This is a genomic window from Streptomyces sp. NBC_01092 (assembly GCF_045039535.1).
Classification (GTDB): Bacteria; Actinomycetota; Actinomycetes; order Streptomycetales; family Streptomycetaceae; genus Streptomyces.
Genome location: NZ_CP108659.1, coordinates 10,408,478 through 10,433,721, shown reverse-complemented (window position 1 = coordinate 10,433,721; position 25,244 = coordinate 10,408,478). Strand labels below are relative to the sequence as shown.

The window sequence follows — 25,244 nt, the reverse complement described above, 5'->3', positions numbered from 1 at the left end:
TGACCTCGGTCAGGGCGTCAGTGTGATCCGTACGCCGACTGTGCCGTTCGCTCCGCGGCGCAGTCGGCTGCCGAACAGCGTGAGGCGGCCGGTGATCCCGTACTTGCGGGCGATGAGCCCGCGGTAGCGGGCGCTGGTCGCCTCGTCGCAGATCTCGGCGGTCGCCGGGACCTGGTCCCCCGTCGGATTGCCGCGCAGGTCACAAGGACCGACGAGGACGTCGCCGCGGGCCCGGATGCGCTTGACCTTCCAGGAGTCGGCGACCGTCCACACGCCCAGCGCGTCCCCGTCCCGGACCACCCAGACCGGGGTGGGGACGCCCGTGCCGTTCTTGCGGTAACTGGTGACGAGCAGGTACTTGCCTGCGCCGAGCTGGTCCAGCGACGTGTCGTCCATGGCGGGAAGTGTAGGCCGCGGTGTGGGACACCAAACCTCGCCCCCCGGCCGTCTCAGTCGAGCGCCGCCGCCATCCGCCGGACGCCCTCCGTGATCAGCTCGGGCGACGTCGCCAGGTTCAGCCGTACGTGCCCCGCACCGCCCGTCCCGAAGCGGATCCCGGAGTTGAGGGCGACCCGGCCGCGGTGCAGGAAGATCTCCGCCGGGTCGTCGCCGAGGCCGAGCGCGCGGCAGTCGAGCCAGGCGAGGTAGGTGGCCTCGGCGGGGCGGTGGGCGATGGCCGGCAGGTGCTCGGCGAGGAGGCCGGCGAGCAGACGCCGGTTGTCGTCGAGGCCGGCCAGCAGGGCGTCGAGCCAGTCGGTGCCGTCGCGCAGGGCGGCGCTGTGGGCGATGATCCCGAGGTGGCTCGGCCCGTGGCTGACCTCTTCGGGCATCCGGGCCAGGTCGGCCGCGGACTCGGGGCCGGCGATGGCGAGGGCCGCCTTGAGACCGGCCAGGTTCCAGGCCTTCGACGCCGACATCAGCGACAGTCCGTATCCGCCGCCCCTGACGCTGAGATAGGGGACGAACGCGACCCCGCCCGCGGTGAGCGGTGCGTGTATCTCGTCGACGACCACGCGTATGCCGTAACGCTCGGCGAGGGCGGCGACGGCGGCCAGTTCGTCGGCGGTGTGCACGGTGCCGGTCGGGTTGTGGGGGCTGCACAGCAGGAAGGCGGCGCGGCGATTGCCCTCCGTGACCCGCCGGAAGGTCTCCTCCAGCGTGTCGAGGTCGATGCGCAGGTCGGCGCCGAGCGGGGCCTCGATCACCTGCCGGTCCATGTGTCCGACGAACTGGTAGAACGGCGGATAGACGGGTGAGTTCACCACGACCGGATCGCCCGGTCCGGTGACCAGTTTGAGCATCTCGACCACGCCCAGCATCACGTCGGGCACGATCGCCGTCCGCTCCACGGCCAGTCCGTCCCAGCCCCACCGCTTCTCCGCGAAACCGGCGAGCGCCTCGGCGTAGCCGGTGCCCGCGGGGTAGCCGGTGTCGCCGAGCGCGAGGGCCTCGGTGAGGGCGCGGACGACGGGTTCGGCCGGCATGACGTCCATCTCGGCCACCCACAGCGGCAGGACGTCGTCCGGGTAGGCGCGCCACTTCATGCTCGTGCGACATCGGAGACGGTCGAGGGTGAGGGCGTGCAAGGGATTCGGTTCACCGGACGTTTCGTGCGGGATCCTCGTCATGGGGCACAAGATAGGCGGGCCGTACGGCGGCCGGAACGGGCGGGGACGCGCGAGAAAGATCACCTGTGCGGTGAACGCGGGCGGGCCGGGGTCCGTATGGAGTGAGGGTGCTCAACTCCGGGAGGGCCCCGCGGCGTTGCTGCCGCGCTGTACTTGGTTCGGGAGCCATGCATGAGGCACGCACGACGACGTCTCGTCCGGCGGGTGACACGGCTGGCGGCCGTCGGCGGAATCCTCCTCGGGGGAACGATGGTCACACGCGCCGTGGCGAGCGAACCCGGCGACCCCGCCGCCGTCCCGCGCACCTACGCCGCCTCCGCCGCCGACACCGGCAGCGACCTGGCCTCCAGGCTGGGCACGTCCCGTACGGCGGGCAGCTGGATCAGCGCCGCCGGGAAGCCGGTCGTCGCCGTCACCGATGAGGAGGCGGCCGCCGAGGTCCGTAAGGCCGGCGCCGAGGCGAAGATGGTCGACCACAGCATGGACGACCTGAAGTCGGCGGCGTCGAGCTTGCGTTCCGCGCCCCGGGTGGCCGGTACGGCGTGGGTGATGGACTACCGGTCCAACGAGATCGTCGTGAAGGGCGACAGCACCGTCTCGGCCGCCGACTGGTCGCGGATGACGCAGCTCGCGGACGGCATGGGCGGCTTCGTCCGTATGGAGCGCGCCGAGGGCACGTTCACGACACGGCTGAACGGCGCGCTGCCGCTGCTGTCGACGGCCGGGCGCTGTTCGGCCGGTTTCAACGTCACCGACGGGCAGCGCGACTTCATTCTCACGGCCGGGCACTGCGGGCCCGAGGGTTCGGTGTGGTTCGCCGACAACCGGGGCACCCAGCAGATCGGGCAGACCGTCCAGCAGAGCTTCCCCGGCGGTGACTTCTCGCTGGTGCAGTACGCGAGCGGAGAGGCGGGCGCCGGGTCCGAGGTGGTGTCCATCGGTGCCGGCAAGGGCGTGCGGATCACCGGCGCGGCCGATCCGGCGGTCGGGCAGCGGGTGTTCCGCAGCGGAAGTACGAGCGGGCTGCGCGACGGTGAGGTGACGGCGCTCAACGCCACCGTCAACTACCCCGAGGGGACGGTGACCGGGCTCATCGAGACGAATGTGTGCGCCGAACCCGGGGACAGTGGTGGCCCGATGTTCTCCGAGGGGATCGCGCTGGGTGTGACGTCGGGCGGCAGCGGTGACTGTGCCTCGGGTGGCACGACGTTCTTCCAGCCGGTGACCAAGGCGCTGGCCGCGCTGAACATGAAGCTGATCGTGGCGGCGCCGAACGGCTCGGGGCAGCAGGGCGCCGCGCCGGCGCCGTCGGCGACGCAGAGTGCCATCGCACCCGGTGACGCCTCTCCCGGTTCGTCGGCCCCGGTAGCCGGCGAGGCGGTCGAGACGCTGCTGTCCCGGCTCGCGGACCCGAAGAACGTGGGCCCCGGTCTGCTGGTCATCGCGGGCAGCCTGGTCGCCCTGGTGGCGACCCGCTTCATCCGCGCGGAACAGGACCGCAAGGCATACCGGCGGTACTACTCGGCGACGTGGGGGTGACGGGTCCCGTCCCGTGGCGGGGCCGACGGGGGTCGGCCCTGGTCAAGGGTCAAGGTCAGTGTGAGAGAGGCACCCCTTGGTCAGGGGCGCCTCGGGAGGGTGTTCCGGGGAGGGGCGAGGCGGGTCGAGGAGAGAGTCCCGGGCCTTCGCCGAGGCGAGCGGTCAGGCCGCCTTCGCCGTCTGCGGGGCCGCTGCGGCCCACTCCAGGACGAGGCGCTGGTATTCCTCGCGCTGCTCGACGCTCAGTGTCCCGCCCGACCGGCGCCACAGCGCCCGGATCTCCTCGTTGACCTCGTCAGCCGATCGATCGGAGGCGATTTCAACAGTGGTGGACATGCTGTGAAGCATACGGCTCGTGGCGTGAAGGCGCTGTGAGTAAGCACACTCAATGCGGACATATCGGACCGTGTTGCTGATCACGTCCATCTCTCAACAACCGCCGTCGAGTTCAGGCGTCCATCGCCCCCAGAACGAGCACCTGGATGGCGAGGACGGCGGCGCCACGGGCCCAGTCGTGAAAGTCGGACACCTTGGTCTCCACGTCGATCGGCGCGGCGAGCGGGTGCCGGTGGGCGCGCATGGTGTCCGCCACAGTCGCACCGGCGACATCCATCAGCCCCACCCCCTCGCCGGCGAGAAGGATCTTCTGCGGCAGCACGAAATTGGCGATCTGCGCGACCAGGACACCCAGTGCGGCGGCCGCCTCCTCGATGACGCGGGCGGGCATCGGCTCCCCGGCCGCGGCGAGCTCCAGGATCTCCTCGTAGCTCCGGTCACGGCCGGTGGCGGCCCGCACCTGGTAGCGGATGTTGGGGATGGTCAGGAGGGAGACGGCACTGCCCCGCGCCCCCTCGGGGGTCAGCGGGCCGTTGGGATTGAGGATCCAGTGCCGGCCGAAACCGCGGTCCTCCTCGGCGTAGGGCACCCGCTTGCCGCCCAGGACCAGCCCGTAGCCGATGCCGGCGCCGATGGTGAGGACGACGAACCGGTCGAGGCCGCGTCCGGCACCGAACCAGGTCTCGGCCTCGACGAGCGCGGCGACGTCGTTCTCCACGACCACCGGCAGTCCCGTGCGCTCCTCGACCAGCTCGGCGAGCGGCACGTCACGCCACTGCAGGAACGGGGACTCCCCGACCACGGCACGGTCCTCGACGAGGCCGCCGACTCCGATGCCGATGCCGGCGAGACGGGGGTGGCTCGCGGCGAGCTCGGCGGTCATCTCCCCCAGCAGGGCCACGACTCCGGCCGGTTCATGGGTGGTCAGCGGGCGGTCGTGGCGGGCGACGATCTCGCTCCTGAGGGTGGTCACGACGCCGTAGACCATGTCCTCGGTGATCTTGTAGCCGACGAAGGACCTTGATTCGGCCACGACGTCCAGCGGCTGGGACGGGCGCCCCTGACGCACCTCCACCGGACCGCCCGCTTCGGGGACCTCGATGAGGAGGCCCGACTCGATCAGCGGCTTGGTGAGCCGGGTGAGGCTGCCCGCGGACAGGTCGAGGCGCCGGGCGAGTTCGGTGCGCGACAGGGGGCCGGCGAGGAGCACCTCGATCGCCACCGAGCGTTCACCGGGGCTGAGAGGAAGCCAGCTGGCGGCTACTGCGGTCATGGTCGTCAGGCTCCCACATGATTTTTTTCTCCCCAAAACCAACAAGGCCAGTCTAGAGCCATCCATGCGGCCTGAAGAAGATGTCCGCACGCCTCTTGACGGCTGGATTCTTCCGCCACAAAAGTAAGTGACCGAGGACGAGCCGCAGACGAGGGAGTCTCCCGATGACCATCGCCTCCAGCAGCCCTCCGTCGCGTCTGCCGCTGGGCGGCGCCGAGGGGGCAGGGACGAAGCAACGGACACGGCGGGCGCGGACCCGCGAGAACCAGGGGGACGGGCGGCTCGCCGCGGTGTTCATCGCGCCGGCGCTGCTGGGCTTCGCCGCCTTCCTGCTGTGGCCCACGCTGCGGGGCATCTATCTCAGCTTCACCCGCTTCAACCTGCTCACGCCGCCCGAGTGGGTGGGCCTGGACAACTACGTCCGGATGGTCCACGACCCGATCTTCTGGGACTCGATGGTGGTGACCGTCGAGTACGTGGCCATCAACATCGGCGTGCAGACCGTCTCGGCGCTCGCCATCGCCGTCCTGCTGCAACGGCTGACGCAGTCGGCGGTGCTGCGCGGGATCGTGCTCACGCCGTATCTGATGTCCAACGTCGTCGCCGGCATCGTCTGGCTCTGGATCCTCGACACCCAGCTCGGCATCGGCAACGAGATCATCGCCGGGCTCGGCGCCGACCGCATCCCCTTCCTCGCGGACGAGACCTGGGCGATACCGACGATCGCCCTGATCAACGTGTGGCGGCACGTCGGCTACACCGCGCTGCTGCTGTTCGCGGGCCTCATGGCGATCCCGAACGACATGTACGAGGCCGCGAAGGTGGACGGCGCGAGCGAGTGGCGGATGTTCTGGCGGATCACCATGCCGCTGCTCAGGCCCGTCCTGGCGGTCGTGCTGATCATGACGGTGATCGGTTCGTTCCAGGTGTTCGACACGGTCGCGGTGACGACCGCGGGCGGACCGGCGAACGCCACGAACGTCCTGCAGTACTACATCTACGGCGCAGCGTTCGGCCGCTTCCAGTTCGGCTACGCCTCGGCGATGTCCGTCGCGCTGCTCGTCGTCCTGAGCGCGATCACCGTCCTGCAGTACCGGCTCACCCGGGCCGGCCACAGCGACCTCGGCTGAGGAAGGGAGCGACCGACATGGCTGCCGTGACAGCTGCACCGACGAAGGTGGCGAACGTACGGCGCACGCAGCGCCCCAGGCTCTCCCCCGGCCGGATCGTGGCCTGGACGGTGATGGCCGCCATCGTGCTCATCACCCTGCTGCCGTTCTACTGGATCCTGCGCACCGCGCTGTCCTCGAACACGGCGCTCGCCGCCCACCCCGGCGACGTGCTGCCGGTCGATGCGACGACCGGGGGCTTCGAGCGGGCTCTCGGCCTGCAGTCGACCGAGGAGGCGATCGCCCAGGGCGGCTCGGGCGGCGGGCTCAAGTTCTGGCGCTATCTGATCAACTCGGTGGTCGTCTCGACACTGATCACCGTCTGCCAGATCTTCTTCTCCGCCATGGCCGCGTACGCCTTCGCCCGGCTGCGCTGGCGCGGGCGGGACAAGGTGTTCGGGCTGTTCCTCGCCGGACTGATGGTGCCGGCGATCTTCACCCTGCTGCCGAACTTCGTACTCATCAAGCAACTCGGCCTGGTGGACTCCCTGTTGGGCGTGGCGCTGCCGACGATGTTCATGACGCCGTTCGCGGTGTTCTTCCTGCGGCAGTTCTTCATGAACGTGCCGCGGGAGGTGGAGGAGGCGGCCCTGCTGGACGGGGCCGGCAAGATCCGGATCTTCTTCCGGGTCATGCTGCCGATGGCCTCCACTCCGATCCTCACGCTGGGACTGCTGACGTACATCACCGCCTGGAACGACTACTTCTGGCCGTTGATGGTGTCCTACACCGACAGTTCGCGCGTGCTCACCGTGGCCCTGGCCATCTTCCGGGCACAGACCCCGCAGAGCGGCTACGACTGGTCCGGCCTGATGGCGGCCACGCTCATCGCCGCCCTTCCGATGCTCGTGCTGTTCGGCTTCTTCGCCCGCCGCATCGTGAGCTCCATCAGCTTCACCGGGATCAAGTAAGGGGACAGGGATGCGAGTTCGAAGCAGGACGATCCTGGCGCTGACCGGAGCGCTGGCGCTGTCCCTGGCCACCGGCTGCGCCCAGGGCGGCGCGGCCGGGTCGGGCGGGAACACGGTGACGTACTGGCTGTGGGACGCCAACCAGCTGCCCGCCTACCAGGCCTGTGCGAAGGGGTTCGAGAAGCAGAACCCGGGGTTGAAGGTGAAGATCACCCAGTTGGGCTGGGCCGACTACTGGACCAAGCTCACCGCGAGCTTCATCGCGGGCACCGAGCCGGATGTCTTCACCGACCACATCCAGAAGTTCGGGCAGTTCGCCGACCTGAACGTGCTCGAACCGCTCGACGACCTCGGCATCGACGACTCCGCCTACCAGGCGGGGCTGGCCGCCAACTGGAAGGGCCAGGACGGCCATCGCTACGGCGCGCCCAAGGACTGGGACACCGTGGCCCTCTTCTACAACCAGAAGATGGTCAAGGAGGCCGGGCTGACGGCGGAGGAGCTCGACACCCTCTCCTGGAACACGAAGGACGGCGGCACCTTCGAGAAGGCCATCGCGCATCTGACCGTGGACAACAACGGCAAGCGCGGTGACGAGGAGGGCTTCGACAAGAACAACGTCAAGGTGTACGGGATGGCGACGGGCGGCGCGGGCGACGCCGACGGCCAGACCACCTGGAGCCCGTTGGCCGCCTCGGCGGGCTGGCACTACACGGACAAGGCGCGCTGGGGCACCAAGTACCAGTACGACAGCGAGACCTTCCACTCGGTCGTCGACTGGTACTTCGGCCTGGCGAAGAAGGGCTACCTGGCGCCCTTCACCGACTACACCGACGGCGCCAACCCGGCCAACGCGCAGGTCGCCTCCGGCAAGGCGGCCACCTCCTTCGACGGCGCCTGGATGATCTCCACGTACTACGGCACCAAGGGCCTCGAAGTGGGCACCGCCCCGACGCCGGTCGGCCCGACCGGAAAGCGGGCCACCATGATGAACGGCCTCGCCGACTCCGTCACCAAGAACGCCCGCAACAAGGAGGGCGCGAAGAAATGGGTGCGGTACCTGGCCTCCGACGAGTGCCAGAAGACCGTCGGCGGCTACGGCATCGTCTTCCCCGCCACCCCTGACGGCACGGACGCGGCGGTGGCCGCGTACGAGAAGAAGGGCATCGACGTGTCCGCGTTCACCGAACCGGTCACCGACAAGAAGACCTCCACGACCTTCTCCTTCCCGATCACCGACTACGCGGCGGACGTGTACTCACTGATACGCCCCGCGATGCAGGACGTCTACGCCAACGACGCCCCGGTGAGCGGTCTGACCAGGACCAACGACCAGATCAACCTCATCCTCGGCCAGTGAAAGGCACACACTTCATGACGTTCTCCCTCGGCATCGTCGGCGCCGGCCAGTTCTCCGGCCAGTTCGCCACGCTGTTCCAGGCCCACCCCGGTGTCAGCGACGTGTACGTCACCGATCTGCTGCCCGAGCGGGCCGGGCAGCTCGCCGACGCACAGGGACTGGCCGGTACGTTCCCGACGTACGAGGCCATGCTGGAGTCGAAGGCCGTCGACGCGGTCGCCATCTTCACCCAGCGCTGGACCCACGGCCCGCTGGTGCTCCAGGGCCTGAACGCCGGCAAGCACGTCTACTCCGCGGTCCCCATGGCGATCACCACGGAGGAGATCGCGGCGATCATCGACGCGGTCAGGGCGACCGGCCTGACGTACATGATGGGCGAGACCAGCCAGTACAACCCGGCGACCGTACACGCCCGCAACCAGATCGCCGAGGGCGCCTTCGGGCGGCTCTTCTACGCCGAGGGCGACTACGTCCACGACATGGATCTGGGGTTCTACGAGGCGTACCAGTACAGCGGCGGCGAGAACTGGAAGTCGACCGCCTCCTATCCGCCGCTGCTGTACCCGACGCATGCGGTGGGCGGCGTGCTGGGCGCCTGGCAGACGCACGCCGTCAGCGTCTCGGCGATCGGCGTCGTGGACGACCGCGGCGACGGTGTCTTCGACAAGGGGGTCAGCCAGTTCGGCAACGACGTGTCGAACGCGACCGCGCTGTTCGAGGTCGCGGGCGGTGGCTCGTTCCGTACGAACGAGTTCCGTCGGGTCGGCTATCCCTCGCACATCAGGGAGTCACGGTTCCGGTTCTTCGGCACCGAGGCGAGCATGGAGCAGCTCGCCACGGTGGCCTTCTGGCAGGACAAGAAGGGCGTCAAGGACATCAGCGAGTTGCTGGAGCCCAAGCCCACCATGTCCCCCGACGACCCCTCACTCCAGCACATCGCGCCGGAGCTGCGGGCAGCCTTCACCTCCGGGTCGGCGCCGGTGCACGACCGCGCGCGGCTGCCGCGGGCGTTCGACAACCTGCACAACGGGCACGAGGGCAGCCACCACTTCCTGGTGGACGACTTCGTGACCGCCGTCAACACCCGGACCCTGCCGTCCGTGAACGCGTGGGTCGCTGCCCGCTACACCCTGCCGGGCATCGTCGCGCACGAATCCGCGCGGCAGGGCGGGGCCAGGCTGGAGATCCCGGACTTCGGGGACGCGCCCGTGGCGTGACGTTTCCCCGGCATCGACCCGCGAGCCGGGTGCCTGTCCTGACTCAGGTGCCCGGCTTGCGGCCGTACACGAAGACGTCGTCGCCGTTCTTCAGCAGCGACCAGTACTTCTTCGCGGTGGTCTTGGTCATGTTGACGCAGCCGTGCGAGCCGGGCGGGTTCCACATGCTGACGCCGACCGAGTGGAAGGCCTGGCCGCCGTCGAAGAACTGGGCGTAGGGCATGGGCACGTTGTAGATGGTCGACACGTGGTCGATATTGCGCCAGTAGATCTTCTTGAGGCCGGTGCGGGTCTCGTAGCCGTTGCGACCGGTGCGGACCGGGACCGGGCCGTACACGAGCCTGCTGCCGTCCTGGATCCAGCTCAGCTGGAGCGTGAGGTTCACGCAGGCGATGCGGCCCTTGTTGACGGGGCACTTGCCGTCCCTGTTGGGGTTGTTCCCGACGGCCTTCTGCTTGTTCATCAGGTTCATCACGCCCCAGGTGACGGGTCCCGCGTACCCGATGTTGGGGGTGATGCCGTGCTTGGTCTGGAAGGCCTGGGTGGCCCTGCAGTCGGCGCTGGACTGCCTGCCGTCGACCGGGCGGCCGAGGAACTTCTCCACCTGCTTCTGATACGGGCCGGCCTGGGTCGTGCAGCTCGGCGCGGCCTGTGCCGGACTGGCGGCGAGCGTGAGCGTGAGCGGTGCGACCAGTCCGCCGGTGATGCCGAGTGCGACGGCGCGCCGTCTGCGTATGTCCCCCATGGCCGAGCCCTTCCCTTATGCGTTCGTGTGGACTTCTGCCAGGTAGACCGGTGTGCGGGGGGTTCGGTTGTGCTCCCGGCCGGGCTGTGACCGAACGGTGAAATTTCGCCAACCTGCAGGGCCTGGCTCAGGCCTCGGCCCGGCGCTGGACGGCCGCCAGGAATCCGCTGTTGACCGCGGTCAGGCCGCCGTCGACGGTGAGCGTGGTGCCGGTGATCCAGGCCGCGTCGCGGGACGCGAGGAAGGCGACCGCGGCGGCGATGTCCTCGGGCTCGCCGACCCGGCCCAGGGGATACAGCGGGCGGATCGCGTCGAGTTCCGCCTCCCGCCCCTCCCAGGCCGAGGTGCGCACCGTGCCCGGCGTCACCAGGTTGACGCGGACGCCGCGCGCGGCGGCGTGGCCGGCGAGGGTACGGGTGAGGGAGCCGAGGCCGGCCTTGGCGGCGCTGTAGGCGTGGTTGCCGAAGTCCTGGAGGGCGTTGACGGAGCCGATGCTGACGATGGCGCCGCGACCGGTGGCGGCCAGGTGCGGGAGGGCGGCGCGGCAGCAGCGGTAGGTGCCGGTCAGGGTGACGTCGAGGTCGAGGGCCCACGCGTCGTCCGGGCCGTCCTCGAAGAGCTCGGTGTCGGGGGTGCAGGAGGCCGCACTGTTGACCAGGACGTCGAGCGAGCCGAAGGCCCCGACGGCGCGGGCGACGGCCGCCTCGACGGACGCGCGGTCGGCGACGTCGCACGCCAGCGCCTCGGCCGCGAGCCCGCGTCCGCGCAGCGCCGCCGCCGTCCTCTCGGCCTCGGGCCCGTCCCGGTCGGTCAGCAGGACACTCGCGCCCTCCTCGGCGAACCGCCGTGCGGCAGCGGCGCCGATGCCGCGGGCGGCGCCGGTGACCAGGACTCCGTGGCCTGCGAAGCGCGTCGTGTCCGTCATGGAGCGAACCGTAGTGCCGGGACGATCATCCGGACAGATAGCGTGCGTCCATGTCGGTGTTCATTCAGCAACTCCCCGCGCTGCTGGGCGTCGTGGTCGGCGCTCTCGGTTCGTATGTCGTGGTCGTGCGGGGCGATCAGGCGAGGTTTCGGCGGGAGCAGGCGGCGCGGTGGGAGGAGCGACGCCTCGCGGTGTACGCCGACTACGCGCAGTCGGTGAAGAAGACGGTCACCGTGAGCTACCGGGTCGCCGCCGCGCTCGGCATCGACCCGCACCCGGATCCCCTGCCCCTCGGCGAGGCGAAGCCGCTGCTGGCCGACGCCACCACCCGCAGGGATCCCTCGGGTGAGGCGCTGATCATGCTGGGCAGCCCCACCGTGGTGGACAGGGCACGGACGTGGGTCATGACGGCGTTGGAGATGGAGCGGTTCGTTCGCGAGGGCAGGCAGGATCCGCAGGCGTGGAAGGCGCTGCTGGAGCAGCAACGCACCGGGCGCGAGGGCTACTACCGGGCGGTGCGGGAGGACCTCGGCCTCCCGCCGGGCCACTCGGCACGCTGGGCCATCAGGGCGGCCGACCCGGTCCCGCCTCAGCGGTAACCCGTCGTGTCCGCCGCCTTCCCCACGTCCTGCACCTCGACCATGTACCGCCAGGCGTCGGGCCGGCTGCCGTCGAGGTCGGTGAAGCCGTAAGCCTGGGCGAGCTGCCCGCTGGAGAGGGACTCGCCGTTCCAACGGGACACGTCGGGGTCGGCGGCAAGGGCGGCGACGGCCCGGCCGACGTAGCGCGGTGTCTCGGAGATCGCGAAGTGCGGGACGCGTGCGAGAGCGTCGCGCCAGTTGTCCTCGCGCACCTCGAAGGCGTCCAGCATCATCTCCGAGCGCAGCCAGCCCGGGGTCAGCGCGACGGCGGTGGCGCCGCGTGACCCGAGCTCGTGGCCGAGGGAGAAGGCCATGCGCACCACGGACGTCTTGACGAGGTCGTAGAAGAAGGAGACGCGGTAGTTGACGCTGTTGTAGTCCGCCGTGCCGTCGGTCATCTCGACCACCAGTCCGCCCGGGTTCCGCAGGAGCAGCGGCAGGGCATGGTGGCTGGTGATCGCGTGCGTCTCGACCCCGAGCCGTAGCAGCCTGAGGCCGTTGTCGAGATCGTGCTCCCAGACGGGGCTGTCCCAGGCGAAGAGCTTCTCGCCGCCCCATACGTCGTTGACGAGGACGTCGAGGCGGCCCTGTTCGTCGGCGATCCGGTCCACGAGGGTGCGGACCTGCGCGGGGTCGAGGTGGTCGGTGGGTACGGCGATGCCCTGGCCACCCGCCTCGGTGACCAGGTCGGCGGTGTCCTCGATCGTCTCCGGGCGGTCGTACTCCGAGCGCCGGGCGCGCGTGCTGCGTCCGGTGACGTAGACGGTGGCGCCGGCCGCCCCGAGCTCCACGGCGATGCCGCGTCCGGCGCCTCGTGTCGCCCCGGCGACCAGTGCGACCTTGTCCTTGAGCGGCTGTGACATGTCCGGCCTCCCGTGCCCTGATGTGTGGTGTCGCCATCGAGGGTGCCGGGTAAGCCGGACATCTTCTGTCGTCTTTTACGGGGAGGGCGCGGCCTTTTGCACGAGGGTCACCCGGCCGGGCGCAGGCGCGCGTCCAAGTCGCCTACCGGTCCGGCCGGTTCCGACCTCAGTGACCCCGGTCGATCCATTCCTGGAGGTGTGGCGCCTCCGCGCCGATGGTGGTCGCGTCACCGTGGCCGGTGAGGACCTTGGTCTCGGGCGGGAGGGTGAGCAGCCGGTCGCGGATGGAGCCGACGATCGTCGGGAAGTGGGAGTAGGAGCGGCCGGTGGCGCCGGGGCCGCCCTGGAACAGGGTGTCGCCGGTGAAGACGACGCCGAGACCCGGGTCGTGCAGGCACACCGCGCCCGGCGCGTGCCCCGGGGTATGCAGGACGGTCAGGTCGGCGCCCGCGGCCTCGATGACCTGGCCGTCCAGGAGATGCGCGTCGGGGGCGCGGTCCGGGTGGGTCAGCTTCCACAGCGGCAGGTCGTCGGGGTGCAGCCAGATCGTGGCGCCGGTGCGGTCGGCCAGGGCGGGCGCGGCGTCGATGTGGTCGTTGTGGGCGTGGGTGCACACGATCGCCGTCAGGTGCCGGTCGCCGACGGCCTCGGCGATGGCGTCGGCGTCGTGGGCGGCGTCGATGACGATGACCTCGTGGTCGTCGCCGACGATCCACACGTTGTTTTCGACGTCCCAGCTGCCGCCGTCGAGGCTGAACTGCCCGGAGGTGACGAGGCGTTCGATGCGGGCGGCCATCAGAACACCACCACCGAGCGCAGGACGTCGCCCTGGTGCATCCGCTCGAACGCCTTCTCCACCTCGTCCAGCGCGATCGTCTCGGTGACGAACGCGCCCAGGTCCAGTCGGCCTTGCAGATGCAGGTCGATCAGCATCGGGAAGTCCCGGGAGGGCAGGCAGTCGCCGTACCAGGAGGACTTCAGCGCCCCGCCGCGGCCGAAGACGTCCAGGAGCGGCAGCTCCAGCTTCATCTCCGGGGTCGGCACACCGACCAGGACGACGGTGCCGGCGAGGTCGCGGGCGTAGAAGGCCTGCTTGTACGTCTCCGGGCGGCCGACCGCCTCGATGACGACGTCGGCGCCGAAACCGCCGGTCAGCTCACGGATCGCCTCGACCGGATCGGTCTCGCGGGAGTTGATCGTGTGCGTGGCGCCCATCGAGCGGGCCTTCTCCAGTTTACGGTCGTCGATGTCCACGGCGATGATCTTCGCGGCCCCGGCCAGGTTCGAACCCGCGATGGCCGCGTCGCCGACCCCGCCGCAGCCGATGACCGCCACGCTGTCGCCGCGGCCCACGTTGCCCGTGTTGATCGCCGCGCCGATGCCGGCCATCACCCCGCAGCCCAGCAGCCCGGCGACGGCCGGGGACACGGCCGGGTCGACCTTGGTGCACTGCCCGGCCGCCACCAGCGTCTTCTCCGCGAAGGCGCCGATGCCGAGCGCCGGGGAGAGCTCCTGGCCGGTGGCCGCGAGGGTCATCTTCTGGCCTGCGTTGTGGGTGGCGAAGCAGTACCAGGGCCGGCCGCGCAGACAGGCCCGGCAGTTCCCGCACACGGCACGCCAGTTGAGGATCACGAAGTCGCCGGGTTCGACGTCCGTGACACCGTCGCCGACGGACTCCACCACTCCGGCCGCCTCATGACCGAGCAGGAACGGGAAGTCGTCGCTGATGCCGCCCTGCTTGTAGTGCAGGTCGGTGTGGCAGACGCCGCAGGCCTGGACCCGTACGACGGCTTCTCCCGGCCCCGGATCCGGCACGACGATCGTCTCCACGCGCACGGCCTCGTCCTTGCCCGGTGCGATCACGCCCCGCACTTCCTGCGCCATGGTGCTCAGCCCTTCCCTCGGCGGATCTTCGTCCAGTCCCGACCCTAGACGCGACTGATCGGTAAAGGCACGGAGTGGAGGCCTTCACATCCCCTTCCGGCCACTCCCCTCGAATACCCCCGGGGGTACTTTGCTACGGTGGTCCATATACCCCCGGGGGTAATTACGATCACCGGGGCGAACACGGGCTTCACCAGGACACGAGAGGAGTGCTGCCGTGTACTTCGTCGACACCATCGACGTACCGGGACTGGGCAACCGCGGCTATCTGGCGGGCGGTGCGCACAGCGCCGTGGTGGTCGATCCGCCGCGGGACATCGACCGGGTGATCACGGCCGCCGCGCGGCTGGGTGTGCGCATCACCCATGTGGTGGAGACCCACATCCACAACGACTACGTGACCGGCGGCCTGGAGCTGGCCAGGCTCACCGGCGCCGCCTATCTCGTGCCGGCCGCGGCGCGGGTCGCCTACGACCGGGTGCCGGTCGCCGACGGGGACCGTACGCGGATCGAGGACGACCTGGTGCTGCGCGCCCTGGCCACTCCCGGGCACACCCCGCACCACACGTCGTACGTGCTGGAGGAGGCGGGACGCGCGGTTGCCGTCTTCACCGGCGGCTCCCTGCTGATCGGCACCGTGGGCCGGCCCGACCTGGTCGAGCCCGGGCTCACCGGGGGGCTGGCGCGGGCGCAGTACGACTCGGCGCACCGGCTGGCGGACGAGCTGCCGGACGAGACGCGGGTGCTGCCCACGCACGGCTTCGGCAGTTTCTGTTCGGCCGGTCACGCGGACGCTGGGGCGGCGACCACCATCGGGCATGAGCGGCAGGTCAACGACGCCCTCGTCAAGGACGTCGACACCTTCGTCGCGGAGCTGCTCGCCGGGCTGGACGACGTGCCCGCGTACTACGCGCACATGGGGCCCGCGAACGCGCGGGGCCCCGCTCCGGTGGACCTGACGCCGCCCCGCCGGGCCGACGCCGAGGAGATCGCGGCGCGGCTGGCCGCCGGGGAGTGGGTGGTGGACCTGCGCCATCGGGTGGCGTTCGCCGAGGGCCATGTCGCCGGGGCGGTCAACTTCGAGGCGGACGGGCAGCCGGCCACCTACCTGGCCTGGCTGCTGCCCTGGGGCAAGCCGGTGACCCTGCTCGCCGAGACGCCCGCCCAACTCGCCGACGCCCAGCGGGAACTGGTCCGCGTCGGCATCGACCGGCCGGCCGCGGCGGCCACCGGTTCCCCGGCGGACTGGGTACGACCGGGCGAGCGCCCGCGCTCCTTCCCCCGGGCCACCTTCACCGACCTCGCCGCACAGGACGACGTGGTCACCCTGGACGTACGGCGCGACTCCGAGCGCCACGCCGGACACATCAAGGGGGCGGTGCACATCCCGCTGCACGAACTGCGCGGCCAGCTCTCCGAGATACCCGACGGCACCGTGTGGGTGCACTGCGCCGGAGGCATGCGCGCCGCCATCGCCGCCTCGCTTCTCGACGCGGCGGGACGCGATGTCGTCGCCGTCGACGACTCCTTCGACTCGGCCCGCGCGGCAGGGCTGCCGATGGCCCGCGTCACGCCGGCCGAGGCGCGGGAGCGGGCGGGCGCGGGCGCGGTCCTCGTGGACGTCCGCGAGGCACAGGAGTGGGCCGAGGGCCACGCCCCCGGCGCCGTCCTCGCCCCTCTCTCCGCCCTGTCCGCCGGCGAGCCCCTCCCCGAGTCCGCGCGGTCCCGCCCGGTCATCGCCATCTGCCGCTCCGGCAAGCGGTCCCGCGAGGCGGCGACCCTGCTCTCGGCACGCGGCGCCGAGGTCGTGGACGTGGTCGGGGGGATGCGGGCCTGGGCGGAGGCGGGGTTTGCGGTGGTGACCGAGTCGGGGCTCCCTGCGGTGACGGAGTCGGGGGCGTCCGGTGAGGAGTGACGTCCCGATCGAAGGATCACACACCCCCTCCCCCACCACCGGAGCCCCCTCGTGACCACCCTGGTCCTCGGTCTCCTCGCCGGTGGCGCCACCGGGGTCGCGCTCGGGGCGTTGGGTGGGGGCGGCAGTGTGCTGGCGGTGCCGGCGCTGATCTATCTGCTCGGTTTCAGCCCGGCCGCCGCGGCCACCGCGAGCCTGGTCGTGGTCGGTGTCACGTCCGCCACCGCGCTCGGTGCGCACGCCCGAGCGGGCACCGTCAGCTGGCGGGGCGGGGCGCTGTTCGCGGTGGCGGGGCTGGTGCCGGCGGCGGCAGGCGGCGTCGTGTCCGGGTGGCTGCCACCCGGGCTGCTCACCGGGGCGTTCGCGGTGATCGCCGCGCTGGCCGCCCTGCGCATGCTGCGGCCGTCGGCGACCGTTCGGGACGAGGACGTGCCCGTGCGGTCCTGGCAGGTGGTCCGGGCAGGCGCCGGACTCGGCGCGGTGACCGGCGTGTTGGGGGTGGGCGGAGGCTTTCTCGCCGTACCGGCGCTGGTGAACGTCGTCGGGCTGCGCATGCGGGCCGCCGTGGGGACCAGCCTGCTGGTCATCACCGTCAACTCGACTGTCGCCCTGGTGGCGAGGACCGGCACGGAGGCAGGGATCGACTGGACCGCCGTGGCCCCGTTCGCGGCGGCCGCCGTGCTCGGCGCGTGGGACGGCAAGCGCCTCGCCGCAAAGGTCTCCGGCGACAGGCTGCGGCAGATCTTCGCCTGCGCCCTGCTGGCGGTGGCCGCGCTCATGCTGGTGGACGCCGTCCTGTGACCCACGCACGGCCGCCGGCTACGCCAGCGACAGGAAGAGCTTCTCCAGCCGGGCCTTCATCTGCTCCGTCGTCTCGCCATTGGCGCGCCCCGCCTCGGCATCGGTGAGGCACTGCTGCAGTCCGGTAGCGATGATCGCGAAGCCGGCCCGGTCCAGGGCGCGCGAGGCCGCGGCGAGCTGGGTGACCACGTCCTCGCAGTCGCGGCCTTCCTCGATCATCCTGATCACGCCGGAGATCTGCCCCTGCGCCCGGCGCAGCCGGTTGAGCACCGACTTGAGGTCATCGCCCTCGAACTGAAGCTCCACGATCACTCCTCTACATACCCTTGGGGGTATTTTACCCCCTCCCCCGAAAGGATCTCATTCCGCATGACCTCGCCCCTCGACCCGCGCACCCTCGGCATCGACGAGGCCCGCACCCGCCTGCCCGGCCTGACGGTCATCGACGTCCGCACCCCCGGTGAGTACGCCGCCGGACATCTGCCCGGCGCCCTCAACATCCCCCTGGACCAGCTCGGCCGAGCCCTGCCCACGCTCGCCCGGCGCTCCGGCGAGCTGCTGGTCGTCTGCGCCTCCGGGGCCCGCTCCGAGAACGCCTGCCGGCGCCTCGCCGAGCACGGCATCCCGGCCTCGACCCTGACCGGCGGCACGCAGGGCTGGGCGGAGCGCGGGCACGAACTCGACCGTCCCGCGTCCGGTGCGCGCCGCACCTGGTCCATGGAGCGCCAGGTGCGGTTCACGGCGGGCTCGATCGTCCTGGTCGGCCTGGCACTCGGACTGCTGCATCCGGCCTGGCAGTTGCTCTCCGCCGGCATCGCGGGCGGCCTGGTCTTCTCGGCGCTGACCAACACCTGCGGCATGGCCGCGGTGCTCTCGAAGCTGCCGCACAACCGTCCGCGCCCCGCCGACCTCGACGCGACCCTGGCCGCCCTGGCTCGGCACGCGTAGGCGCACATGCCGTGGCGAGGCGTGCCGTAGCGGGAAACCGGCAGGCCCGGCGGGAGGGAGCCGACGTAGCCTGAAGGCTCCGTACGAATCCGGAGGAGCCCCGTGAGCATCGCCGAGACCCAAGCCACCCCGCCCACTTGGCGGCTGCTCCTGGGCTATGTACGCCCGCATCGGTGGGCCCTGCTCGCGGGCGCCGTGCTCTCCCTGGTCACGGGCGCGACGGGGCTGCTCCTGCCGCTCGTCGCACGGGAGCTGATCGACGACCTGTCCCACGACCGCGCCATAACCGGCGCACTGCTGATCATGTCGGCGCTGGTCGTGGCCAACGCGGCGCTGGGCGCGCTCGGTTCGTACGTGCTGCGGCGCACGGCGGAGTCGGTGGTGCTCGGCGCGCGGCGCGCCCTGTCGTCGTATCTGCTGCGGCTGCGCATCACCGCCGTGGACCGCAGCGAGCCGGGCGATCTCATGGCCCGTGTCACCTCGGACACCACGCTGCTGCGCGAGGTGACGACCGACTCGCTCGTGGGTTTCGGCACGGGCGGGCTCACCCTCGTGGCGACGGTGGTGATGATGGGCCTGGTGGATCCGGTGCTCCTCGCGGTCACGCTCGCGGTGATCCTGGGCGCCGGCACGATCCTCGGCGTGATCGTGCCGCGCATCAACAAGGCCAGCCGGCAGGCGCAGGATGCGGTCGGCGTGATGGGGGCCTCCCTGGAGCGGATCCTCGGCGCGCTGCGCACGGTGAAGGCGTCCGGCGCCGAGCACCGGGAGGAGCAGACGCTGCACGAGGCCGCCGAGGAGTCCTGGCGGCAGAGCGTACGGGCCGCCAAGTGGTCGGCGGCGGCGGGCAACACGGCCGGGCTCGCGATGCAGATCGCCTTCATCACGGTGCTCGCGGTCGGCGGGGCACGGGTGGCCACCGGGGCCATCGACATCGGCACGCTGGTCGCGTTCCTGCTGTACGTCTTCTATCTGATGTCGCCGATCCAGGAGGTCGTCGGCGCGATCACCCAGTACCAGACGGGTTCCGCGGCGCTCGCGAGGATCCAGGAGGCGCTGCGGCTGCCCGCCGAACCGGCCGCCCTGCCCGCGCCGTTGCCGGCCACCGGGGCGGAGCCCGCCACGCTGGCCTTCGAGGACGTGCGCTTCCGGTACGCCGAGGATCTGCCGTACGTCCACCACGGGGTGACCTTCGCCGTGCCCGCGCAGGGCATGACGGCCTTCGTGGGCCCGTCGGGCGCGGGCAAGACCACGGTGTTCTCGCTCATCGAGCGGTTCTACGACCCCGAGGCGGGGACCATCACGCTCGACGGGCGGGACGTGGCGGACTGGGAGCTGGTGCACCTGCGTTCCGCGATCGGGTACGTGGAGCAGGACGCCCCGGTGCTGTCGGGCTCCCTGCGCACCAACCTGCTGCTCGGCAACCCGGACGCGGACGAGGACGCCCTGACGCGCGTGCTGAAGACGACCCGGCTCGACGGCCTGGTCGCGAAGCTGCCCGACGGTCTGGAGACGCTCGTCGGGCATCGCGGCACCAAGCTGTCCGGCGGTGAGCGCCAGCGTGTCGCCATCGCCCGCGCCCTGCTGCGCCGTCCGCGGCTGCTGCTCCTCGACGAGGCCACGTCGCAGCTGGACGCGGTGAACGAGGCGGCGCTGCGGGACACCGTCGCCGATGTCGCCCGCACGACGACGGTGCTGGTCGTCGCGCATCGGCTGTCGACGGTGACGATGGCGGACCGGATCGTGGTGATGGACGCGGGGCGGGTGCGGGCGGTGGGTACGCATCGCGAACTCGTGGCGGGCGATCCGCTGTACGCGGAGCTGGCGGCGACGCAGTTCCTGGCGACGGCCTGAGCGCTCCGCCGGTTGGGCCGCGACCAGGGAAGTGCCGCAGACGGGTCGTCAGTCGTCTGCGGCCAGGTCGTGGTCACGCCCACGCGGGGGCAGCCGGACATGGATAACGCCCCGCGCCCCTGGCGGGGCGCTGCCGATGGGTCGCCTTCAACTCTGAAGGCGGCGAAGTCGTTCCGCGTCGCAGGTGCGGGGGCAGGTGGCGCATGCCTCGTCGGGGCGGATCGTGTAGTACATGCAGCAGCCCCTGCGGGTGCGTGTCGGATGCCGGTGCCCGTCGTCGGTCGTCAGGTACCGGAAATCGGCGCCGCCCGGGTAGGGGGTCAGGCTCTTCGGCAGCAGTGCACCGGCCGCCTCCACGGCGTCCTCCTCCCGGCCCAGCATGCGGCCGAGGTACCAGATGCCGGAGACCAGGTCGTCGGCGACCATGCCCCACAGAGCGCGTGAGCCGCGCCGCGCGACGGGCCCGATCGCGTCCAGCAGTGGACCCATGTGATCGGCAACCGCGGTACGCAACTCCGCACGCAGCGCCTCTTCATGAGGGACCGTCAGCACGCCGGGCAGGGTGGCGGCCGGGTCGTCGGCCAAGCACGCCAGGTCGCTTCCGGGCATCACCGTGAACTCGGCCGTGGCCAGGTCCAGTCGCAGGTCCTCGGGCCGGATCCGCGGCACCCGGCGTTCGAGGTACCAGGGCCCGCTCATCAGCAGCGAGACCGACCAGGCGTAGTCGTGCAGGACACGCGAGGCGGCGACGTGGTGACGCGGAACGACCCCGTAGCGATCGTGAATTCGAGCCGCCTCCGCGGCCACGAAGGCGTCGAGGACGGCCTCGTCCTTCACCAGTTCCGCCGCGGACACCCCCGCCCGCGCATCCTCGGCGACCCGCACGGACAGCACCTCACACAGGCCGGTGAGCCGCGTGTAGACGTCACCGAGCGTGTGCGCGACGGCGCCGGTCGACGGTGTCGTCGGGGCCACGGACATCGTTGCTCCCCTGCGAGTTTCAAACGAAAGCCGGATAGGTAAGGCTTACCTTACACTTGCGATCAAGCAGGGAACGCCAGGTGGGGCAGGTGCGGGTGAGTGACCGTCACGCAGATCACAGTGATCACACAGCAGTTGAAAACTAAAGCAAGCCTAACCTAAGCTCACGGCTTGTGACCGCGACCCAACGGGGCGCACCCATCGGTGTGCCCTTCCGTGCCCTCAGGCACATTCCGCTCTTCCTCACCGGCCTCGCCGCCCTCGCCCTGTGCGCCGCGCTGAGCCTCGCACTCGGAGCCCGCTCCGTGCCGCTGGGCACGGTGGCCGACGCGCTGTTCGGCAACGCTCACGGACGCGAAGCCCTGGTGGTGACCGGGCTGCGCCTGCCGAGAACCGTCATCGGGCTCGCCGTCGGCGCCGCACTCGGGGTCGCCGGGGCCGTCGCCCAGGGCATCACCCGCAATCCGCTCGCCTCGCCGACGACGCTCGGCATCAACGCGGGCGCGGGTTTCGCGGTCGTCGTCGCCATCTTCGCGCTGGGGCTCAACAGCCCCGCCCAGTACGTGTGGTTCGCGTTCGCCGGCGCTGCCGGCGCCGCCCTCTTCGCCCAGACACTGGCCCGCCGCGCCGGGGACATCGACGCCGTACGGCTGGCACTTGGCGGCACCGTGCTCCAACTCGTGCTGCTGTCCTGGACGTCGGCCGTGATGCTGATGAACCAGCGCACCCTGGACGAGGCCCGCTTCTGGCTCGCGGGTTCCCTCTCCGGACGCACCCTCGACGTCCTGTGGCCGGTCCTGCCGACCCTGCTGCTCGGCCTGGTCGTCGCGCTGGCCGTCTCCCCCGCCCTCAACGCCCTTGCCCTGGGCGACGATTCGGCCCAGGCGCTCGGTGTTCCGGTGGCCCGGATCAGGCTCGCGGGCGGCATCGCGGTCGTCCTGCTCGCCGGGTCGGCGGTCGCGGTGGCCGGCCCGATCGCCTTCATCGGGCTCGCCGCACCCCATCTCGTACGGCCCCTGCTCGGCGGCGACCACCGGCTGCTGGTCCCCGGCTGTCTGATCGCCGGCCCCTTGCTGCTGCTCGCGGCCGATGTGCTCGGCCGGTTGGTGATCCGCCCCTCGGAGCTGGAGGTCGGCATCGTGACCGCGTTCCTGGGCGCACCCCTGCTGGCGCTGCTCGCGCGGAGGGTGGCCCGATGAGCGCCGCGGTCGTCTCCGACGTGCGGACGAAGTCCGCGTCCCGTGCCCGGGTCCGGCGCCGCGTCCTGCTGTTCGCCACGACCGGTGCGGCTGCGCTCTTCATGCTGCTCACCGTGTCCCTGACGACGGGTGAGATGCCGATGCCCGCCGGCACGGCGCTGCGGGCGCTGGTCGGGCTCGGCGATCCGGGGGATGTGCTGGTGGTGCAGCAGTTCCGGGCGCCGCGGTCGGTCGCGGCGATCGTCGCCGGTGCGGGGCTCGGCGCGGCGGGCTGTGTCCTGCAGCGGCTGTTCCGCAATCCGCTGGCGTCCCCCGACGTCATGGGCGTGACCGGCGGGGCCTCGCTGGGCGCGGTCGCCCTGATCGCGGCCGGGGCCTCGCAGACGCTGATCCCCCTCGGGGCGCTGGGCGGCGGGCTGCTCGCGGCCCTGCTGCTGGGCGTGTTCGCCTGGGGCTCCGGGCTCGCGGTCACCCGGCTGGTGCTCACCGGGCTCGCCGTGCAGGCGGGCCTCGCCGCCGCCGTGAACCTGATGATCGTGCGCTTCCCGGCCGAGCTCGCCGGATCGGCGCTCCAGTGGACCACCGGCTCGGTGTACGGGCGGACGTGGACCGAGGTGTGGGGAGCGGGCGGAGCCATGCTGCTCGCCCTCGCCGCCGCACTGGTCATGCACCGGCGGCTGGCCGTGCTCGACCTGGGCGACGACTCGGCGGGCGCACTCGGCCTGCGGACCTCCTCGGCACGACTTCAACTGCTCGTGGTCGCCGTCGCATTGGCCTCCCTGGCGGCGGCTCTCGCCGGGCCCGTGACGTTCGTGGCACTCGCCGTGCCGCACATCGTCCGGTTCGTGACCGGACCGCCGACCGCCGCCTCCCTGGCGCTGGCCGGGCTCACGGGGGCGGTGCTGCTGCTCGCCTCCGACCTGGTGGTACAGCACCTGCTGCCGATCGAGGGACTGCCCGTCGGCGCGGTCACGGCCACGCTCGGCGCGCCCTGGCTGCTGGTGCTGATGCTCCGTCAGAGCTCGCCTGTGCAGAGGAGCCGCGGATGACCGGCGTACGCGAGCAACCCCGGATTTCCGGCGCACCCACCGAACCCCCCACCGGTCCGCAGGAGTCGCACATGACCACCGCCAACCAGCTCTCCACCCAGGGCCTCGACCTGCGCTACGGCGACCGGACCGTGGTCGGCGGTCTCGATCTGACGCTGCCCGGCGGCGCGGTCACCGCGATCGTCGGCCCCAACGCCTGCGGCAAGTCGACCCTGTTGCGGGGCCTGAGCCGACTGCTCGCCCCGGCCGCCGGGACGGTCACGCTCGACGGCGCCGACATCCACCGCATGTCCGCGCGGGCACTGGCCCTGCGCATGGGTCTGCTGCCGCAACAGCCGGTCACTCCGGAGGCGATCACCGTCGAGGCCCTGGTGCGGCTCGGCCGGTATCCGCACCAGCGGCTGCTGAGCCCCTGGTCGGCCGCCGACCAGAAGGCGGTGGACGAGGCCCTGGAGCGCACCGGCACCGCATCGCTGCGCGACCACCCGGTCGACCAGCTGTCCGGCGGTCAGCGGCAACGCGCCTGGATCGCGCTGGCGTTGGCCCAGGACACCGAGCTGCTCCTGCTCGACGAGCCCACCACCTTCCTCGATCTGCGGCACCAGCTCGACGTCCTCGACCTGGTGGCCGCCCTGCACGCCGAGGCGGGCCGCACCGTGGTGATGGTGCTGCACGACCTCGGACAGGCCGCCCGCTACGCGGACCACATGGTGGTCCTCAAGGAAGGGCGCCTGGCCGCGGCCGGCGCCCCGGCCGACGTACTCGACGCGGAGCTCGTCAAGTCCGTGTTCGACGTGGACTGCCGGGTGATCCCCGACCCGGAGACCGGCACCCCGCTGGTCGTCCCCAAAGGCAGCGCGGTGCGGCATCCGGCCGCGACCGCCTGAGCACTCCCCACTCACAGAAGGACCCCCCATGTTCAAGCGATCCCCCCTGCGCGGAATCGGCCGGCTGATCGCCGTGCCGCTCGCCGTCGTACTCGGTACGGCCGTGCTGGCCGCCTGCGGCAACGAGGACTCCGCCAAGGAGACCGACACGGCGAAGGCCGCCGGCGACAGCTCCGCCTTCCCCCGCACCCTGAAGACTGTGATGGGCGACGTCAAGATCCCCTCGCGGCCGGAGCGGGTCGTCGTGCTCGACACCGGTGAGCTGGACGACGTCACCCTGCTCGGCATCGACCCGGTCGGCGCGGTCGCCCCGCACTTCAAGACCTCCGGAGGCTTCCCGGCCTACCTGGACGGCGAATTGAAGGACACCGTCGACGTCGGCCCGCTCCTGGAGCCGAACCTGGAGAAGATCGCGTCCCTGAAGCCCGATCTGATCCTGTCCTCCAAGGTCCGGCACGAGAAGGTCTACGACAAGCTCAGCGCGATCGCCCCGACCGTGTTCACCGAGACCACCGGCGGTGTCTGGAAGGAGAACCTCAAGGTCCACGCCGAGGCGCTGGGCCTGGAGAAGGAGGCCACGGCCAAGCTCAAGGAGTACGAGACGCAGGCCGAGGCGCTCGGGGCGGCCATCGGGAAGAAGGATGGCGGCACTCTGCCGACCGTGTCCGTGGTCCGCTTCATCGCAGGTCCGACCCGCCTCTACCAGTCCAACTCCTACAGCGGTGTCGTCCTGAACGACATCGGCCTCCAGCGCCCGAAGTCGCAGATCTCCAGCGACCCGGAGGTCACGATGAAGGACGTCAGCCCGGAGCAGATCGACCAGGCCGACGCCGACCTGATCTTCGTCACCGCGGCCGACGCCGAGGACAAGACCCAGAAGCAGCAGGTCGTGTCCAACCCCGTCTGGAAGGACCTCCCGGCCGTGAAGGACGGCCATGTCTTCGAAGTCCCGGACGAGACGTGGATGTCCGGCATCGGCGTCCAGGCCGCCGAGGAGATGCTCAAGGACGTGGCCAAGGCCACCGGCGTGAAGCTCCCCGCGAAGTAACCGCCGCTGACCTTTCGGGGCGGGCCGTGCCTTACCGGCCCGGCAGCCGGCTCATTGCCCGGCCCGCCCCC

General features: G+C 71.1%; 25 protein-coding genes. 14 read left to right on the top strand and 11 right to left on the bottom strand.

Annotated elements, in window-relative coordinates:
• Positions 1 to 9: 9 nt before the first annotated feature.
• Both OG254_RS46450 and OG254_RS46445 read right to left on the bottom strand, forming a co-directional pair.
• Positions 10 to 396: a PPOX class F420-dependent oxidoreductase gene (locus tag OG254_RS46450; protein ID WP_147998365.1), complete on the bottom strand. Its 387-nt coding sequence runs from the start codon at positions 394 to 396 to the stop codon at positions 10 to 12.
• A 53-nt stretch (positions 397 to 449) separates the two neighbouring features.
• The gene (locus OG254_RS46445; RefSeq protein WP_405593851.1) at positions 450 to 1,628 is read right to left on the bottom strand and encodes a MalY/PatB family protein; all 1,179 of its coding nucleotides are present in this window, start codon (positions 1,626 to 1,628) and stop codon (positions 450 to 452) included.
• A gap of 171 nt (positions 1,629 to 1,799) precedes the next feature.
• Here OG254_RS46445 and OG254_RS46440 point away from each other — a divergent pair, with 171 nt between their 5' ends.
• A complete protein-coding gene (locus OG254_RS46440; RefSeq protein ID WP_405593849.1) occupies positions 1,800 to 3,167 on the top strand; it encodes a S1 family peptidase in 1,368 nt (455 codons plus the stop codon).
• Between the two features lie 162 nt (positions 3,168 to 3,329).
• Here OG254_RS46440 and OG254_RS46435 read toward each other — a convergent pair whose 3' ends face one another.
• Positions 3,330 to 3,515, bottom strand: coding sequence for a hypothetical protein (locus OG254_RS46435; protein ID WP_147998368.1), 186 nt, complete (start codon positions 3,513 to 3,515; stop codon positions 3,330 to 3,332).
• Positions 3,516 to 3,615: 100 nt separating this feature from the next.
• The gene (locus tag OG254_RS46430; RefSeq protein WP_351200542.1) at positions 3,616 to 4,776 is read right to left on the bottom strand and encodes an ROK family transcriptional regulator; all 1,161 of its coding nucleotides are present in this window, start codon (positions 4,774 to 4,776) and stop codon (positions 3,616 to 3,618) included.
• A 164-nt stretch (positions 4,777 to 4,940) separates the two neighbouring features.
• On the opposite strand from OG254_RS46430, the gene OG254_RS46425 reads away from it, so the two are divergent.
• From OG254_RS46425 to OG254_RS46410, 4 genes are read left to right on the top strand one after another with little or no spacing between them, the layout of a single operon-like run.
• Positions 4,941 to 5,906: a carbohydrate ABC transporter permease gene (locus OG254_RS46425; protein ID WP_405593847.1), complete on the top strand. Its 966-nt coding sequence runs from the start codon at positions 4,941 to 4,943 to the stop codon at positions 5,904 to 5,906.
• Positions 5,907 to 5,923: 17 nt separating this feature from the next.
• Positions 5,924 to 6,856 (top strand): carbohydrate ABC transporter permease, encoded by a 933-nt coding sequence (locus tag OG254_RS46420; RefSeq protein WP_351200538.1) that lies wholly within the window; start codon positions 5,924 to 5,926, stop codon positions 6,854 to 6,856.
• 10 nt (positions 6,857 to 6,866) lie between these two features.
• On the top strand, positions 6,867 to 8,216 hold the full coding sequence (locus OG254_RS46415) for an ABC transporter substrate-binding protein (protein WP_405593844.1): 1,350 nt from the start codon (positions 6,867 to 6,869) through the stop codon (positions 8,214 to 8,216).
• Positions 8,217 to 8,230: 14 nt separating this feature from the next.
• Positions 8,231 to 9,433 (top strand): Gfo/Idh/MocA family protein, encoded by a 1,203-nt coding sequence (locus OG254_RS46410; protein WP_405595599.1) that lies wholly within the window; start codon positions 8,231 to 8,233, stop codon positions 9,431 to 9,433.
• Between the two features lie 43 nt (positions 9,434 to 9,476).
• Here the strand turns inward: OG254_RS46410 and OG254_RS46405 are convergent, their stop codons facing one another.
• Both OG254_RS46405 and OG254_RS46400 read right to left on the bottom strand, forming a co-directional pair.
• Positions 9,477 to 10,178, bottom strand: a complete 702-nt coding sequence (locus OG254_RS46405; protein WP_351200534.1) for a L,D-transpeptidase — start codon at positions 10,176 to 10,178, stop codon at positions 9,477 to 9,479.
• A gap of 127 nt (positions 10,179 to 10,305) precedes the next feature.
• Complete coding sequence (locus OG254_RS46400) at positions 10,306 to 11,103, bottom strand: SDR family NAD(P)-dependent oxidoreductase (protein WP_405593840.1); 798 nt, start codon at positions 11,101 to 11,103, stop codon at positions 10,306 to 10,308.
• 50 nt (positions 11,104 to 11,153) lie between these two features.
• Between OG254_RS46400 and OG254_RS46395 the strand changes: the two genes are divergently transcribed.
• Positions 11,154 to 11,702, top strand: a complete 549-nt coding sequence (locus OG254_RS46395) for a hypothetical protein (protein ID WP_405593838.1) — start codon at positions 11,154 to 11,156, stop codon at positions 11,700 to 11,702.
• Here the strand turns inward: OG254_RS46395 and OG254_RS46390 are convergent.
• The 3 genes from OG254_RS46390 to OG254_RS46380 form a co-directional block, all read right to left on the bottom strand.
• Entirely contained in the window at positions 11,693 to 12,607 is a 915-nt protein-coding gene (locus tag OG254_RS46390; RefSeq protein ID WP_405593836.1) for an SDR family oxidoreductase, read from the bottom strand. The two genes, OG254_RS46395 and OG254_RS46390, sit on opposite strands and share 10 nt — an antisense overlap.
• Before the next feature lie 166 nt (positions 12,608 to 12,773).
• On the bottom strand, positions 12,774 to 13,403 hold the full coding sequence (locus OG254_RS46385) for an MBL fold metallo-hydrolase (protein ID WP_405593834.1): 630 nt from the start codon (positions 13,401 to 13,403) through the stop codon (positions 12,774 to 12,776).
• The gene (locus tag OG254_RS46380) at positions 13,403 to 14,491 is read right to left on the bottom strand and encodes an S-(hydroxymethyl)mycothiol dehydrogenase (RefSeq protein WP_405593831.1); all 1,089 of its coding nucleotides are present in this window, start codon (positions 14,489 to 14,491) and stop codon (positions 13,403 to 13,405) included. The genes OG254_RS46385 and OG254_RS46380 overlap by 1 nt, the downstream gene beginning before the upstream one ends.
• A 217-nt stretch (positions 14,492 to 14,708) precedes the next feature.
• Here OG254_RS46380 and OG254_RS46375 point away from each other — a divergent pair, with 217 nt between their 5' ends.
• Entirely contained in the window at positions 14,709 to 16,406 is a 1,698-nt protein-coding gene (locus OG254_RS46375) for a rhodanese-like domain-containing protein (RefSeq protein WP_405593829.1), read from the top strand.
• Positions 16,407 to 16,457: 51 nt separating this feature from the next.
• Positions 16,458 to 17,207 carry a sulfite exporter TauE/SafE family protein gene (locus OG254_RS46370; RefSeq protein WP_405593827.1) on the top strand — a complete coding sequence of 250 codons (750 nt, stop codon included), beginning with the start codon at positions 16,458 to 16,460 and terminating at the stop codon, positions 17,205 to 17,207.
• An 18-nt stretch (positions 17,208 to 17,225) separates the two neighbouring features.
• On the opposite strand, the gene OG254_RS46365 is transcribed toward OG254_RS46370, so the two are convergent.
• The gene (locus OG254_RS46365; protein WP_351200519.1) at positions 17,226 to 17,513 is read right to left on the bottom strand and encodes a metal-sensitive transcriptional regulator; all 288 of its coding nucleotides are present in this window, start codon (positions 17,511 to 17,513) and stop codon (positions 17,226 to 17,228) included.
• 63 nt (positions 17,514 to 17,576) lie between these two features.
• On the opposite strand from OG254_RS46365, the gene OG254_RS46360 reads away from it, so the two are divergent.
• Positions 17,577 to 18,155, top strand: a complete 579-nt coding sequence (locus OG254_RS46360; RefSeq protein ID WP_405593824.1) for a rhodanese-like domain-containing protein — start codon at positions 17,577 to 17,579, stop codon at positions 18,153 to 18,155.
• Positions 18,156 to 18,257: 102 nt separating this feature from the next.
• Positions 18,258 to 20,009, top strand: a complete 1,752-nt coding sequence (locus tag OG254_RS46355) for an ABC transporter ATP-binding protein (protein WP_405593822.1) — start codon at positions 18,258 to 18,260, stop codon at positions 20,007 to 20,009.
• 147 nt (positions 20,010 to 20,156) lie between these two features.
• Here OG254_RS46355 and OG254_RS46350 read toward each other — a convergent pair whose 3' ends face one another.
• Positions 20,157 to 20,990, bottom strand: coding sequence for a (2Fe-2S)-binding protein (locus tag OG254_RS46350; RefSeq protein WP_405593819.1), 834 nt, complete (start codon positions 20,988 to 20,990; stop codon positions 20,157 to 20,159).
• A 206-nt stretch (positions 20,991 to 21,196) separates the two neighbouring features.
• On the opposite strand from OG254_RS46350, the gene OG254_RS46345 reads away from it, so the two are divergent.
• The 4 genes from OG254_RS46345 (at position 21,197) to OG254_RS46330 (ending at position 25,173) form a co-directional block, all read left to right on the top strand.
• On the top strand, positions 21,197 to 22,189 hold the full coding sequence (locus tag OG254_RS46345) for a FecCD family ABC transporter permease (protein WP_405595597.1): 993 nt from the start codon (positions 21,197 to 21,199) through the stop codon (positions 22,187 to 22,189).
• Entirely contained in the window at positions 22,186 to 23,238 is a 1,053-nt protein-coding gene (locus OG254_RS46340) for a FecCD family ABC transporter permease (protein ID WP_405593817.1), read from the top strand. The genes OG254_RS46345 and OG254_RS46340 overlap by 4 nt, the downstream gene beginning before the upstream one ends.
• Positions 23,239 to 23,309: 71 nt before the next feature.
• A complete protein-coding gene (locus tag OG254_RS46335) occupies positions 23,310 to 24,125 on the top strand; it encodes an ABC transporter ATP-binding protein (RefSeq protein WP_405593815.1) in 816 nt (271 codons plus the stop codon).
• A 28-nt stretch (positions 24,126 to 24,153) separates the two neighbouring features.
• The gene (locus OG254_RS46330; RefSeq protein WP_405593813.1) at positions 24,154 to 25,173 is read left to right on the top strand and encodes an ABC transporter substrate-binding protein; all 1,020 of its coding nucleotides are present in this window, start codon (positions 24,154 to 24,156) and stop codon (positions 25,171 to 25,173) included.
• The last annotated feature ends 71 nt before the right edge of the window (positions 25,174 to 25,244 follow it).

Bases quoted from the DNA above. Each gene is read 5' to 3' on its own strand.
- OG254_RS46420 (WP_351200538.1), top strand. From the start codon at position 5,924: ATGGCTGCCGTGACAGCTGCACCGACGAAGGTGGCGAACGTACGGCGC.
- OG254_RS46335 (WP_405593815.1), top strand. From the start codon at position 23,310: ATGACCACCGCCAACCAGCTCTCCACCCAGGGCCTCGACCTGCGCTAC.
- OG254_RS46435 (WP_147998368.1), bottom strand. From the start codon at position 3,515: ATGCTTCACAGCATGTCCACCACTGTTGAAATCGCCTCCGATCGATCG.
- OG254_RS46340 (WP_405593817.1), top strand. From the start codon at position 22,186: ATGAGCGCCGCGGTCGTCTCCGACGTGCGGACGAAGTCCGCGTCCCGT.
- OG254_RS46330 (WP_405593813.1), top strand. From the start codon at position 24,154: ATGTTCAAGCGATCCCCCCTGCGCGGAATCGGCCGGCTGATCGCCGTG.
- OG254_RS46450 (WP_147998365.1), bottom strand. From the start codon at position 396: ATGGACGACACGTCGCTGGACCAGCTCGGCGCAGGCAAGTACCTGCTC.
- OG254_RS46405 (WP_351200534.1), bottom strand. From the start codon at position 10,178: ATGGGGGACATACGCAGACGGCGCGCCGTCGCACTCGGCATCACCGGC.
- OG254_RS46430 (WP_351200542.1), bottom strand. From the start codon at position 4,776: ATGACCGCAGTAGCCGCCAGCTGGCTTCCTCTCAGCCCCGGTGAACGC.
- OG254_RS46390 (WP_405593836.1), bottom strand. From the start codon at position 12,607: ATGTCACAGCCGCTCAAGGACAAGGTCGCACTGGTCGCCGGGGCGACA.
- OG254_RS46440 (WP_405593849.1), top strand. From the start codon at position 1,800: ATGAGGCACGCACGACGACGTCTCGTCCGGCGGGTGACACGGCTGGCG.
- OG254_RS46380 (WP_405593831.1), bottom strand. From the start codon at position 14,491: ATGGCGCAGGAAGTGCGGGGCGTGATCGCACCGGGCAAGGACGAGGCC.
- OG254_RS46425 (WP_405593847.1), top strand. From the start codon at position 4,941: ATGACCATCGCCTCCAGCAGCCCTCCGTCGCGTCTGCCGCTGGGCGGC.
- OG254_RS46385 (WP_405593834.1), bottom strand. From the start codon at position 13,403: ATGGCCGCCCGCATCGAACGCCTCGTCACCTCCGGGCAGTTCAGCCTC.
- OG254_RS46400 (WP_405593840.1), bottom strand. From the start codon at position 11,103: ATGACGGACACGACGCGCTTCGCAGGCCACGGAGTCCTGGTCACCGGC.
- OG254_RS46415 (WP_405593844.1), top strand. From the start codon at position 6,867: ATGCGAGTTCGAAGCAGGACGATCCTGGCGCTGACCGGAGCGCTGGCG.
- OG254_RS46350 (WP_405593819.1), bottom strand. From the start codon at position 20,990: ATGTCCGTGGCCCCGACGACACCGTCGACCGGCGCCGTCGCGCACACG.
- OG254_RS46360 (WP_405593824.1), top strand. From the start codon at position 17,577: ATGACCTCGCCCCTCGACCCGCGCACCCTCGGCATCGACGAGGCCCGC.
- OG254_RS46395 (WP_405593838.1), top strand. From the start codon at position 11,154: ATGTCGGTGTTCATTCAGCAACTCCCCGCGCTGCTGGGCGTCGTGGTC.
- OG254_RS46445 (WP_405593851.1), bottom strand. From the start codon at position 1,628: ATGACGAGGATCCCGCACGAAACGTCCGGTGAACCGAATCCCTTGCAC.
- OG254_RS46410 (WP_405595599.1), top strand. From the start codon at position 8,231: ATGACGTTCTCCCTCGGCATCGTCGGCGCCGGCCAGTTCTCCGGCCAG.